The sequence below is a fragment of the Solitalea agri genome (assembly GCF_023914155.1).
GTDB lineage: Bacteria > Bacteroidota > Bacteroidia > Sphingobacteriales > Sphingobacteriaceae > Solitalea > Solitalea agri.
This window is the reverse complement of sequence record NZ_JAMWYS010000051.1, coordinates 1-13445: the sequence shown is the minus strand read 5'-3', so window position 1 is coordinate 13445 and position 13445 is coordinate 1. Positions and strand designations below refer to the sequence as shown.

The following is a 13445-nucleotide window of genomic DNA, read 5'->3' as shown; positions in this document are numbered from 1 at the left end:
ATTCTACTTAATTTTTGGTGGGTTCTTATCCCCGTCTTTATGATCGTTTTTTACAAAATGATCTTTCGTGTTTTCTTCGGAATTGTTTTCGTTCCGGAAGATAAAATCGGATTAGTAACTAAGAAGTTCGTTTTATTGGGCCCTAACAAAAGTCTTCCGGAAGGAAGAATTATTGCTACCCTTGGCGAGGCCGGTTTTCAAGCCAAACCCCTGCCTCCTGGTATTCACTTTTGGTATTGGTTATGGCAATACGAAGTTAAACTGGAAAGTTTAACGGTAATCCCACAAGGTAAAATCGGTTTGATAAATGCCAAAGACGGTGCCGAATTAGAAAGCGGACGCATTTTAGGTCGTAAGGTTGATTGTGATTCATTTCAAGATGCTGAGAAGTTCTTAATAAACGGCGGACGAAAAGGTCGTCAGTCGCAATATATCACTACCGGTATTTACCGTATCAATACAAACCTTTTTGAGATAGAGCTGACCAATATGGCGGTTATCAATGAAAACATGGTAGGTATTGTAACTACACTTGATGGCGAGCCATTACCAGCCGGAAGCATAGCAGGAAAAGATGTAGGTGGTCATAATATGTTCCAAAATGCGGATGCCTTTTTAGAGGCGGGCGGATATAAAGGTTTACAGCCTCAGGTAATGCTGGCGGGTTCCTACTACCTTAACCCTTGGTTTATCCAGGTTGAAGAAACTAAAATGACCGAAATTCCGATTGGACATGTGGGTGTTGTTATTTCTTATGTTGGACAAGACGGCGAAGATTTGAGCGGCACGGAGTTTAAGCATGGAAACATTGTGGGAAAAGGTTACAAAGGTGTTTGGGCCGAACCTTATGGACCGGGAAAATACCCTATCAACAATTACATTATGCGTGTTGAGTTAGTACCAACTACTAACCTGGTTTTAAACTGGGCGAGTGCACGCAGTGAATCACATCAACTAGACAAAAACCTTTCGACCATTACTGTACGTTCTAAAGATGGTTTCCCTTTCAATTTGGATGTTTCTCAGATCATTCATATTCCAACTAATGAGGCTCCTAAAGTTATTGCGCGTTTTGGGAACATGACCAATCTGGTGAGCCAGGTTTTAGAACCTACCATTGGTAACTATTTCCGTAACTCAGCACAAGATTCTGATGTTATTGCATTCCTTGGAACCCGTAAAGAGCGCCAGCAATCAGCCAGAGAACATATCCGTCAGGTATTAGACCAGTACAATGTTAACGGCGTGGACACCTTGATCGGAGATATTGTTCCTCCAGAATCATTAATGAAAACCTTGACCGACCGTAAAATTGCGGAAGAGCAAAAAGTAACTTTCGAAACGCAGAAACAAGCCCAAGAAACCCGTCAGTTACTGGAAAAGGAAACTGCTTTGGCCGAAATCCAAAAAGATATCGTTAAAGCAGATCAGGGTGTACTTATTGCGAAACGCGTTGCTGATGCTTCGGTAGAAAAAGCAACGGGTGAGGCAACAAGCGTTAAACTTCAATCAACTGCTGAAGCAGAAAGAGTTAAAGTATTGGCAAGTGCTGAAGCGGAAAAAACCAAAATGCTGGCATCAGCAGAAGCTGAAAAAATTTCAAAAACCGGTAATGCAGAGGCGGAGAAAATTCTGGCTATCGGTAAATCATCTGCCGAATCCTACAAATTGGCAGTTAGTGCAATGGGCGGTGATAACTTTACCCAGTATAAAATTGCTGAAACCATTGGTAAAGATCGTATTAAGATCATCCCTGACGTACTGATCTCAGGAGGAGCCGACAACACCAACAGTTCTATCAGTGGTTTATTAGGTTTAAAATTAATGGATGAACTGGCACGAAAAGGTGGCAGCGAAGCTAAACCAGAATTGAAACCTAAAGGTGATAAGCCTGAAAAACACGACTAATCTGTTGATTAAACAATATCAAGAGCCGGAACTAATACTTCCGGCTCTTTTCGTTTTAAATGAAAACTAAAAAGAAAATTATCAATTTTGCAGTATGATTCCATTACGTCAGTTATTTCTACAACATAACGCACAAACTACCGATTTCCCGTTAATGCTCGAGTTCACCAGAGGTGAAGGTATTTATCTGTTTGACAAAAACAACAAGCCTCATATCGATCTGATCTCAGGGATCGGGGTGAGCAATATTGGTCATTGTCATCCAAAGGTTGTAAATGCGATAAAAACACAGGCCGAAACCTACATGCACCAAATGGTATATGGAGAGTTCATTCAGGCGCCACAAACCTTATTTGCCGAAAAACTAGCCACTTACCTTCCCGAACAATTACAGTCGGTTTATTTTGTAAACTCAGGTGCCGAGGCTACTGAAGGGGCCCTAAAACTAGCTAAGCGTTTTACTGGAAGAACTGAAATTATTGCTTGTAAAAACTCATACCATGGAAGCACAAACGGTGCTTTAAGCGTAATGGGTAATGAAGATTACAAATATGCCTTTCGACCACTACTACCCGATATTCGTTTCATCAACTTCAATCATTTACCCGATCTCGAATTAATAACAACTAAAACCGCTTGTGTTATTATCGAAACTATTCAGGGTGAAGCGGGCATTCGCGTACCCTCAATAGAATACATGCAAGCCTTAAGAAAGCGTTGTACGGAAACAGGGACGCTTTTAATTTTAGATGAGATTCAAGCTGGAATGGGACGCACAGGTAGACTGTTTGCATTTGAGCACTTTGGAATTATTCCTGACGTTTTACTACTTGCAAAAGCATTGGGGGCAGGAATGCCAATCGGCGCATTCATTTCTTCCAACGAGATCATGGCGAGTTTAAGGAATGATCCTATTCTTGGCCACGTTACCACTTTTGGCGGTCATCCGGTGTGCTGTGCTGCAGGGTTAGCTGGTTTTGAAGCCTTGCTCGAAAGCAATCTAATTGAACAGGTAGAAACTAAACATCAGCTTTTCAAAGAGTTGTTAAAGCACCCTGTCATTTTAGATTTCAGAGGAAAAGGCCTGATGTTCACTATTGAGTTCGAAAGTTTCGAATTAAATAAGAAAATCATTGATCGCTGTATTGAAAACGGCGTTATCACCGACTGGTTTTTGCATTGCTCTAACTCGCTAAGAATAGCTCCTCCCCTAATCATTACAGAGGATCAAATTAGAGAGGCGTGTGCTATTATTTTGCAAAGCATCAATGAAATAATGTAGATTTTAGATGTACGATGTACGAAATACAAATGCGTACATTTCTCCTAATTATGAATTTCAAATTCGTACCGCTAAAATTGTACTTCTAACTTTACTATATGAATGTTTTAATTGTTGAAGATCGATATAGCTTATCTGACGAGATTGCCAAATTTCTAAAACAAGAAGGCTTTTTATGTGATTTAGCCTATAATAAAAAGGAAGCTACTGAAAAGCTTTTTGTCAATTCGTACGACTTTGTTTTGCTTGATTTAGGTTTAACCGATGGTGATGGTTTAGATTTATTACAAGAGTTTAGGCAATTGCCAAATCGCGAGGATGCTGTTATTGTGTTAACTGCCCGCGGAGCAACCGAAGACAAGGTAAAAGGCCTTGACCTGGGTGCAGATGACTATTTAAGCAAACCGTTTGAACTTTCAGAATTAAATTCGCGCATGCATGCGATACTTCGTCGTAAGCATCGACTGGTAAAAAATGATGTTAACCTGCATGGGTTTATAATCGATATTCAAAACAGGGAGGTAAGTTTCAACAATACTAAACTTAGCCTGACCAAAAAAGAATTCGATATTTTAAACTTTTTAATGCTGAATAAAAACAGGGTAATATCTCGATTACAGCTCACAGAGCATGTTTGGGGAGATGTTTTGGAAATCAACAGTGACTCGAACTTTGTGGATGTGCATGTTAAAAACCTACGGAAAAAGCTTCAGGCCCACTCTCCCATCGACTGGTTTGAAACTGTTAGAAGCATTGGATATAAAATCAACCAGTAGAAATTAGAAATACAAAGTAAAATTTTAAAAGTAAAAAAGCTGATCCAACAGAAACTTCTAAAATTGTACTTCTAAATTTTAACTTTAATAATGCGTTTACAAGCAAAATTTGCCGCTTACAACATCATCACTAAAATAGTCATCATCGTTTCGTTGGCGTTTGTGTTTGATTTTGGAGCAGAGCGTGTAGCATATAACCACCTCGACACCCGGATCCTGCAGAAGAAACAGCAGTTCATTAAAAACCTCTCCGGAAAAGAAATTTCTGAATACATCACCGAACAGGATACCGATTTTGCCAGCTATAACGTGCTTAAAGAGGAATATATCTTATTAAAAATCATCCCACCTGTTAATGAGAAAGATAGTATTGGTAATTTTTCTAACGAAGAACGTGTTATTGAAAATCAAACCAGCAATTACCGCATTTTAACCTATGATTTTGATTTCGACGAACATCAATATCAATTAGAAATTGGCGAAAGCCTAAGTAGTATCAAGCAATTTCAGGAAACCTTTCGGAATTATACTTTATTGGTTTTGTTTGTGGCGATTTCACTTACATTGATAACCGACTTTCTGTTTACTGGATATTTACTTAAACCCTTATCTACTATTATTAATAAGCGCTTAAAAGATGTTAATGATCCTTCGCACTTTAACTTTGATTCAATCACAACCAGCACTTCCGACTTTCAACACCTGGATAAACAATTAAAAGAAATGCTCATGCGCATTTCAACATCCTTCTATACGCAAAAGGAATTCATTGCCAATGTATCCCATGAAATTATAACACCTATTGCCATTTTAAAAACCCGTTTCGAAAACTTATTAAACGATGAAAGTGTGGGAGAAGAAGTCCAGAATCAAATTTATTCATCCTTGAACACCTTGCACTGGTTAAAAAATGTGGTTAATAGCTTGTTACTGATATCAAAAATTGAGAATGAGCAATTTAAACAGGAAGATGAAATAGATATCCATAAGCAGATTCAACAAATAAGCGAAGAAGTTGAACATCGTCTGGAAGAGAAAGATATTGAGCTCAATATTAATTTAATGCATTCGTTTAAGTTTAAAGGTAATGAAGCATTAATACGAACAATGATTTTTAATGTGGTGACAAATGCTATCAAATACAACCGTTTGAAAGGGAGTATAAACATTAGCGATCAAATAATAAACAGCCATTATGAACTTTTGATAAGTGACACTGGCGTTGGAATTGAACCTGAACTATTGAAGACTATTTTTAAGCGATTTGGCAAACCGGCAACCATTGAAGAAAACAGCAACGGACTTGGGCTTTCTATTGTGAAAACCATCGCAAGCTTTCATAACATTGACGTCAGTATATCTTCAACACCGCAAAGGGGAACAACGGTATTATTTAAGTTTCCAATCCTATCCTAATTTCCAATTCATATTACCTATCATCTGATTTAAAAACTCCGGAAACTTCATAAAATCTTCATCTTATAAGTAGTAATTTGATGTATCAAAACAATAAGAAGAAGTAGTAAGAAAATACTGCAATGAATGTTTTGGATGCCTTAACAATTTGAAATACAGTAGAAATACTATCGCCTATACAATTACAATTCTTAATTAGAATACGTGAGGGAGAATAAGGCAAAGAGGATAGATGTTAAAAAACGAAACACAAAAAGCAGCAACTGTAAAAAGCGCGCAGATGCTCTGTCAAGAAAACCTAAAACTCCATACAGTTCATTAGGTAATTAATAGTAGAAGAGGGCCTGTTTGCATACCAGCAAACGGGCTTTTTTTTCTGAAATTTAATTGATTTTCAAAGGCCATCAAGAACCCACTAATTAGCGTTCATGGCTGTTGGTGTATTTTTTATTTCATGTGGGTTTTACATCATCTTATTCCGTTTTACCAAGTACGCATTCAAAATCGGATAAAAGCCTTCATTAATATCGGCATCAATATAGTCAATGCGATATTGAGCACATTTAAGCATCAGGTTATACTTATATTCTGTAATGGCTTTTAAATACGACTCTTTAACCTGACCAGGCTGAACTTTAATCTCTTCACCAGATTCGGTGTCGACAAACAGATAAGGACGATTTTCAAACAGAAATTCTTGTTCAGAACGTTTGTCTGTGACATTAAAAAGCACGACTTCATGTTTGTTGTGTTTCAAATGGTTAAGTGCCGAAAATACTGCCTCCGTATCTTCCATGCTCTCCATCATATCACTGAAAATAACCACCATTGAGCGCTTGTGAATATTTTCGGCAATTTCATGCAGTGAGGTAACCAAGGATGTAGTTCGATTCTTTGGCTTATCGGCCATCAATTTCTCTAATTCGAAATAGATAAAACGCTGGTGGGCTGTGGTAGATTTGGCCTGAGTGGATAATAATACTTTGTCAGAAAAAACACTTAATCCGAAGGCATCGCGCTGACGTTTCAATAAATTGATCAGGGAAGCTGCACAATACACCGAAAACTGCAGTTTATTCTTATTCCCTTCTGGATAGTACATTGAAGAAGATGCATCAATGATCAACTGGCAGCGCAAATTCGTTTCTTCTTCAAAACGCTTTGTAAACAGTCGGTCAGTACGACCGAAAAGTTTCCAATCGATATTTTTTACCGATTCACCAGTATTGTATAATCGATGCTCAGCAAATTCAACAGAAAACCCATGAAACGGACTTTTATGCAAACCGGTAATAAAACCCTCCACCACTTGATTGGCTAATAACTCAAGGTTTATTTGTTGAAGTTCTTCTTTGTTTTCGAGCATCGTTATTGAGATAAGAGATATAGGATTTGAGATATGCGAATCACTTTTCGTTTGAAAAAGAATTAGGATAAACGCAAATAGCTATCAAATTTCATTCATTCAAATATAACTTTAAGAATGTATTCTGAAAACAAAAATGGCCTTGGAAAAATCCAAGGCCATTTAATTAGTGCTTTTATATGATTATCCTAATTGAGCTTCCAATTTGCCGGCTAATACCGATTTTGGAACTGCACCAATTTGTTTATCTACAATTTCACCGTTTTTGAAGAATAACAAAGCAGGAATATTACGAATACCAAATTTCATTGATACTTCAGGGTTGTTATCTACATCTACTTTTCCGATAACAGCTTTGCCTTCATATTCGCTTGCTAATTCTTCAACAACCGGACCAACCATGCGGCAAGGACCACACCACTCAGCCCAGAAATCAACTAATACAGGTTTATCTGATTTCATTACAACTTCTTCGAAGTTTGCGTCGGTAATAACTAAAGCCATATTTTTAAAATTTACGTGTGCAAATATAACAGATTGAGTCAATAATTGTTCCAACGAATGCATCAAGAAATTTGACTGACAAAATTACTTTTTAAAGCCAAAATGATAGCGGAGGGTAAGTTGAATATTTTGAAATGGCTGAGAAAAACCTGAATACACATTAAAGGTTGAATACTTAGTTTCATTTCCATCAGAATCGATACCTGTTGATTTTGAATAACCCAAACTAATTAAATTTAAACTCCCCTCTATACCTAATCGTTTCCATGGAAAAAACACTGCACCTCCATTTAATCCTGTTCCAAATCCCTTACTGTTAGTTTCCCGAACAGGAGAATCAGGATTATTCTGAAACTCTCCATTCGCAATATCCCCATATAGGGATACATTTCCTATCCCTCCAAACTTATCAGAAAACATAAAATATTTTTTTCCAAATACACCAAAATTGTAGACTCTTGAATCATCTGTCATCTCAGCCTGAGTATCATTTTTATAATTATGTGTTGCATTGCTATATCCTACAAATACACCGATCGCAGTTTTATCTGAAACAAAATAGCTATAATCAAGAGAAATATTAGCACTTCTTCTGTGCTCTTCTCCATTTGCAAAATCAATATTAATATTTTGAGAATATCCCGAAAAGCTCAACCCTAAAGCTTGATTTCCTTTTTGAATTTGTGCACTTGCAGCTAATGATGTTACCAAGATGGCAACAACTGTTAAAAGATGTTTTTTCATTTTATGGATATTTAATTAATAATCCATAAATATTCATATTAGTTATTGTCTTAATATGGCCTATTTGTAAAAAAGCAATTACTTAAGGTTTTAAAAAACTTAATACATTCACTCTGAGGTTAATAATTTTCTTTCCCATTTAACATTTACCACACCACTGCTTTTGAAACATTAAACATTCCCTGTACTCTAATATCATCCGAAGAAGCCCCAACCATTAAAGTGAATTGACCTGGTTCAACAACTTTTCGCATCCGATTATCATAGAGCGCAAGGTCATCGGCGGTCAGAGAGAATTTAACTATTCTCTCCTCTCCCGCTTTTAAATTAACTCTCTTAAAGCGTTTCAGCTGTTTAACTGCGGCAACCACCGAACTCACATTATCCTTAATGTATAACTGTACCACTTCATCCCCATCAAATTTGCCAGTATTTACAAGCTTAAACTCGACCGATATCTTTAGATCACGTTCTTCCTCCGAAACTTTAATTTGTAAATTGCGATAATCAAATGAGGTGTAACTCAATCCATATCCAAAACAATACAAGGGTTTCTCATCCATTTCAACATAGCCGTGAGGAGAGGGCTTTTTATGGTTGTAATAAACAGGAAGCTGTCCGACAGATTTAGGCACCGAAACGGTTAGCCGACCTGCCGGATTAAAGTCTCCAAACAACACCTCAGCAATTGCATTACCACCTTCCTGACCGGGGTACCATGCATTGATTATAGCCGGAACATTGGCAGCAGCCCAATTAAGATTAAGCGGTCGCCCTTCAATCAAAACAAGGATAACCGGAATACCAGTTTTAACCATCTCCTGCAACAGTTTAAGTTGATTTCCCATCAGATCAAGGGTAGCACGATCAAATCCTTCACCACTTTCCATATCACTTATCTTATCTGACACAACCGCTGCTCCCGTACTATGGTATTCGGTTTTAAAATCCCTGGCACTAGAGCCTCCAAGCACAACTATAGCTACTTCCGACTTTTTGGCAAGCTCTACAGCTTCTGCAATCGACTGTTCGGTTGTATCACGGATATTGCAGCCCTTAACGTAAGTGACTTCTGCATTTTTACCGACCTTATTTCTGATACCATCCAACACAGTTACTACCCTATCTTCTTGCTGAGGCGCGGTATAATCTCCTAATTGATTATAACTATTATCTGCATTCGGACCAATTACTGCAATTCTCTTCAGGTCCTTTTGAAGCGGCAATAAGTGGTTTTCGTTTTTGAGTAAAATGATTGATTCTTTAGCTACACGATTTGCCAATTGAGCATTTTGTGTAGAACCAACGAGTTTTGCGGCCTTATTTGGTTCGACGTAGGGCTGTTCAAATAAACCCATTTCAAATTTCAGCCGAAGCACTCTAGCCACTGCCGAGTCAAGCGTCTTTTGAGATACTTTACCTTGCTCAATTGCTTTAAGCAATATATTTCCATATCCGTAGCCTCCTAAATCCTGATCCAATCCGGAATTAATGGCCAACGCTGCAGCATCTTCTTTTGAGGCCGCAACATTATGATTGTTATATAAACCGGAGATACTGCCAAGATCTGAAACAGTAAATCCATTAAACTTCCAGTCTTCTCTTAGCACTGTTTTAAGCAGAAAGGGATTTGCACTGCATGGAATACCGTCAACCGAGTTGTAGGCGGTCATAACCGACCATGCTCCAGCCTTTACAGCTTCTTCAAACGGAGGTAAATAAGATTCAAATAATTCTCGCTGACCAACCGAAATGCTCCCTCCGTTATGTCCTCCATCAGGATTTCCGTAAGCAACAAAGTGTTTTAGGGTAGAAGCTATATTGGTTCCGCTTTTTAAGTTATTGCCTTGAAAACCTTTGACCATAGCCTTCCCTATTTCAGCATTCAGATAAGGATCTTCTCCATAAGTTTCCTCCATCCTCGACCATCTGGGTTCTCTTGCCAAATCGAGCACAGGACCATAGCCAATGTGCGCGCCTTGTAACCTGGCCTCAGCAGCAATTGTTGATGCCATTTGTTCAATTAAGTCCGGATCCCAGGTACTAGCCTGACCAATGGCCGTTGGAAAAACCGTTGTACCAATTGCCATATGACCATGCGGACATTCTTCGGCCAATAACAATGGAATACCTAAGCGCGTGTTTTTAATAATATACCGTTGAAGCTCATTCGTTGCATTAGCCGCCAATTCAGGATTTAACCCCGTTTTCAAGGTCTTTTTTGTCCATGGATCGGCCCTTAATGTAGCCCAAAGCATGCCTATATGCTGTTCTGCCACAGATTTTTTAAACAGATCGCTAACTTCAACCTGCTTCCCTTTTTTCAAATACATATCCCATCCAAGCAAAGCAGAAAGTTGACCTACTTTCTCTTCGACTGTCATTCTTAAAAGAAGATCATTTACTCGGCTTGAAACAGGTGCATTTGCATTTTTATAAAGAGGCGTTTGTAATTGAGAAAAAGCCGAATTGGCGATACATATTGACAACAGAAAGAGCAACCCATTTTTTAGATTCATAATAACCTTATTAGTCTATTGTAATGACTTTTTCTGTTACATTCCAACCTTGCAATTTGATTGCAAGCTCAGTTGAATTGAGTTTCGGATCGAATTCAACTATTACCTTCTTCTCCCCGCTCGGAATAACCGAAAGGTAATTATCAGAATAAAACACCGGCAATATTCGATTTGATGATTGTTTATCAACAACGGACACTCTGTTAAAAAACGCCACAGGGTTAGTTGTTGGATTCTTGAGAGTAACTTCCAGTTTACCTGGAGCAATTTTCCTGGCATTTACCTGCAGATCTGCAGCTTTCATCTCTTGCAAACCTGTGTATTGTCCACTCTCATTAGGTAACCAGTAAAAGTTATCACTTACTACTTTTTGATGCTCATCCAATATTCTTAAGGTTAAAAAAGCGCCTTTGGTTTTTGCCATCTCATCCAACTCTTTTTTGATGGAAAGATATTTTTTAGCGCTTGAAGCATCGATATTAGAAAACACCTGCGTTATCAGTTTTTCTTTCCCTTCCATATCGATCAATTTCACCTCTAGCATCAAATTCCGTTGTGCTTCAAAACCATTGTTCACCACCATAACCATCCCGTCAACCGGATTGCACATGATATGCAATCGTTCACTTCCAGACTTCAACCCATACAAACAAGCATTCGGGTCGAGGTAGTAATCATACATCTGTCCCCGCATTGCGGTCCAAGGATTTTGAGTTTTCCAGATGATCACGCCTGTATACCAATCCCAAATGTGAGAGCTAAACCCTTCAATCAAACCCCGATATTGATCATAATTCACCAACTGGGCTTTTAATGCAAAGTCTCTTAAATCCTTCGGCTTACCATAGGGTTCTATAAATTGATTATATCCAACACCCGTATACTTATGATATGTCCAAACTGAATCCGTTAATTCTTCCGGTTTCACCCCTGATTTAAAAACAGGGACTTTCATGTTTTCTTCTGGAATAAATCGCTCCAGTGATTCATAATCACCAATACCTACCGAACCAACTTCGCTATTAAAGGGATAAGTTCTTTCTTCCCAAAACGTCTTGATATTTTGAATTCCATAGGGGCCATCGCCGTTTCCTCCAATAGAATTGTACGACATTTCGTCAGCGTTCGAATACTCAACAAACCATCGGGTACCATCTAAAGTAGGCAAAATCGAATCTCTTAGCGGCACTAGAATATCTTCAGGAGGCGTCATTTCATTTCCCCCACACCACATTGCAAGCGAAGGATGATTACGAACCATTTTAATCATATCTGCAGCCGATTCCAAAAACAGGTTATGATCATCTGGGTATTTTCTGCGGGTCCATTGGTCATCCAGTTTCATCGGGTCAAGCCAGCGTCCATTACAATCTCCGGAAATCCAAAAATCCTGAAAAACCAATAATCCATATTTATCACAAGCCTCATAAAACTCAGGTCGTTCAACCAATGCTCCTCCCCATACTCTGATCAGGTTTAAATTCATATCCCGATGAAAACGCACTTCGGCATCATAACGTTCTTTTGAAAATCGAAGCATTGCATCAGAGATGATCCAATTACCACCTTTAATAAATATTTTCTGACCGTTAACCGAAACTTGTTTGCTCCTGGTTCGCTCATTCCATTCGGTTTGGATCTCTCTTATTCCAAAGGAAACCGGTTCAGTATCTGTAACGACTATGCCATTCTCTACAAATTCAAGTTTAACGTTATAAAGAGGTTGATCTCCATAACCAGCCGGCCACCACAAACGGGGGTTATTTATGGTTAAATCAGGTAGTTGAACTGTTGCAGTAGTGTTTGCCTTTAGCAACACTTGTTTTGATATTGATTTGCCTTCGAAATTATATATTAAAACACCTTGTACAGTTTTATTCGAGGCATTTTGTAGATCGGCTGAAAGTTTAAGCTGGGCCGGAGCCTGTATGCCAGAAGTCTTCCTTTTACCCGGAACCAATGTAACCACATGCGGATCTTTTATGTTTACAGCACCGGTTCGTTCAATAAACACTTTATCCCAAATTCCGGTATTTCGGTCGCGAATAGGTTGAATCCAATCCCAACCGGCCACATACTGATGTGAAACATTTCGGGCTATCATACCATCACCTCCTTGCCCTCCGTTCGGGTTACCAACAGGATCAGGAGGATAAACGATTACAGCCAATCGGTTATTTCCGGTTGAAGAAAGTAAGGAAGTAATATTGAAAGTTTTCCGAAGAAACATGCCTTTATTAGGCTCGGCATTTACTTTTTTTCCATTCAGGTAGATTTCACAACTGTAATTGATCCCTCTAAAGGTTAACCAAACTTGTTGCGAACCTTTTAGAACTTCCTCTTTAAAATCCTTCACAAACCAGTAAGTATAATGATCTCTTCCGGTTTGGTAGATATCAGGGATCTGATTATTATTCATCCCGTAAAAAGGATCAGGAATTTCCTTGTTAGCAAGCATGGAAGTTAAAACCGTTCCCGGAACAACAGCCGGTTTCCATGCTTTCAATGAATAGGATAAGGAGGAAATGGCATCCCCAGCTTCTTTTATTGATGTTATTGGAGCACATACCCAGCCCGAATTTAATTCGTAACGGTTTTGGGCAGTTAATTTAAAGGATGTTATAGAGAGAATAATCAGAACGATTATGCCTAATCTTTTCTTCATACGTAATTGTTATAAACCTATCTAATTTACAATATTATCGTTTATGGTCCGCTTCGACTACGTTCAGCGTGACTTACAGTTGGCCTAAGCGGAGCCAAAAGGTAATTGAAAGAGCACTTTCAACTACGCTCAGCATGACAGTTTTACCAACTACAGTCAGCCTGAGCGAAGTCGAAGGCTAGTTCCCCAAAAAGCTTCGACTACGCTCCTTTAGATTTGTTATGGTTAGATTTAAAATGAGAAAGGAAGCAAAAGTACACTAAGA

General features: G+C 38.5%; 9 protein-coding genes. 4 read left to right on the top strand and 5 right to left on the bottom strand.

Going from position 1 to position 13445, the window contains the following annotated elements:
• Window positions 1-39: 39 nt before the first annotated feature.
• From NF867_RS14130 to NF867_RS14115, 4 genes are all read left to right on the top strand, one after another.
• Window positions 40-1908, top strand: a complete 1869-nt coding sequence (locus NF867_RS14130) for an SPFH domain-containing protein (RefSeq protein ID WP_252588777.1) — start codon at window positions 40-42, stop codon at window positions 1906-1908.
• A gap of 94 nt (window positions 1909-2002) precedes the next feature.
• Window positions 2003-3190, top strand: coding sequence for an aspartate aminotransferase family protein (locus tag NF867_RS14125; RefSeq protein WP_252588776.1), 1188 nt, complete (start codon window positions 2003-2005; stop codon window positions 3188-3190).
• A 98-nt stretch (window positions 3191-3288) separates the two neighbouring features.
• Window positions 3289-3966, top strand: coding sequence for a response regulator transcription factor (locus NF867_RS14120; RefSeq protein ID WP_252588774.1), 678 nt, complete (start codon window positions 3289-3291; stop codon window positions 3964-3966).
• 90 nt (window positions 3967-4056) lie between these two features.
• A complete protein-coding gene (locus tag NF867_RS14115; RefSeq protein WP_252588772.1) occupies window positions 4057-5382 on the top strand; it encodes a sensor histidine kinase in 1326 nt (441 codons plus the stop codon).
• A gap of 463 nt (window positions 5383-5845) precedes the next feature.
• On the opposite strand, the gene NF867_RS14110 is transcribed toward NF867_RS14115, so the two are convergent.
• From NF867_RS14110 to NF867_RS14090, 5 genes are all read right to left on the bottom strand, one after another.
• Window positions 5846-6748 carry a DUF58 domain-containing protein gene (locus NF867_RS14110; RefSeq protein ID WP_252588770.1) on the bottom strand — a complete coding sequence of 301 codons (903 nt, stop codon included), beginning with the start codon at window positions 6746-6748 and terminating at the stop codon, window positions 5846-5848.
• A gap of 183 nt (window positions 6749-6931) precedes the next feature.
• Complete coding sequence (trxA, locus tag NF867_RS14105; protein ID WP_252588768.1) at window positions 6932-7252, bottom strand: thioredoxin; 321 nt, start codon at window positions 7250-7252, stop codon at window positions 6932-6934.
• Between the two features lie 84 nt (window positions 7253-7336).
• Window positions 7337-7996 carry a hypothetical protein gene (locus tag NF867_RS14100; RefSeq protein ID WP_252588766.1) on the bottom strand — a complete coding sequence of 220 codons (660 nt, stop codon included), beginning with the start codon at window positions 7994-7996 and terminating at the stop codon, window positions 7337-7339.
• A gap of 146 nt (window positions 7997-8142) precedes the next feature.
• Complete coding sequence (locus tag NF867_RS14095; RefSeq protein ID WP_252588765.1) at window positions 8143-10515, bottom strand: glycoside hydrolase family 3 N-terminal domain-containing protein; 2373 nt, start codon at window positions 10513-10515, stop codon at window positions 8143-8145.
• Window positions 10516-10525: 10 nt separating this feature from the next.
• A complete protein-coding gene (locus tag NF867_RS14090; protein ID WP_252588764.1) occupies window positions 10526-13180 on the bottom strand; it encodes a glycoside hydrolase family 2 protein in 2655 nt (884 codons plus the stop codon).
• Window positions 13181-13445: the final 265 nt, after the last annotated feature.

Coding starts and splice junctions, on each gene's coding strand:
- NF867_RS14130 (WP_252588777.1), top strand. CDS start 40: ATGATCGTTTTTTACAAAATGATCTTTCGTGTTTTCTTCGGAATTGTT.
- NF867_RS14125 (WP_252588776.1), top strand. CDS start 2,003: ATGATTCCATTACGTCAGTTATTTCTACAACATAACGCACAAACTACC.
- NF867_RS14120 (WP_252588774.1), top strand. CDS start 3,289: ATGAATGTTTTAATTGTTGAAGATCGATATAGCTTATCTGACGAGATT.
- NF867_RS14115 (WP_252588772.1), top strand. CDS start 4,057: ATGCGTTTACAAGCAAAATTTGCCGCTTACAACATCATCACTAAAATA.
- NF867_RS14110 (WP_252588770.1), bottom strand. CDS start 6,748: ATGCTCGAAAACAAAGAAGAACTTCAACAAATAAACCTTGAGTTATTA.
- trxA (WP_252588768.1), bottom strand. CDS start 7,252: ATGGCTTTAGTTATTACCGACGCAAACTTCGAAGAAGTTGTAATGAAA.
- NF867_RS14100 (WP_252588766.1), bottom strand. CDS start 7,996: ATGAAAAAACATCTTTTAACAGTTGTTGCCATCTTGGTAACATCATTA.
- NF867_RS14095 (WP_252588765.1), bottom strand. CDS start 10,515: ATGAATCTAAAAAATGGGTTGCTCTTTCTGTTGTCAATATGTATCGCC.
- NF867_RS14090 (WP_252588764.1), bottom strand. CDS start 13,180: ATGAAGAAAAGATTAGGCATAATCGTTCTGATTATTCTCTCTATAACA.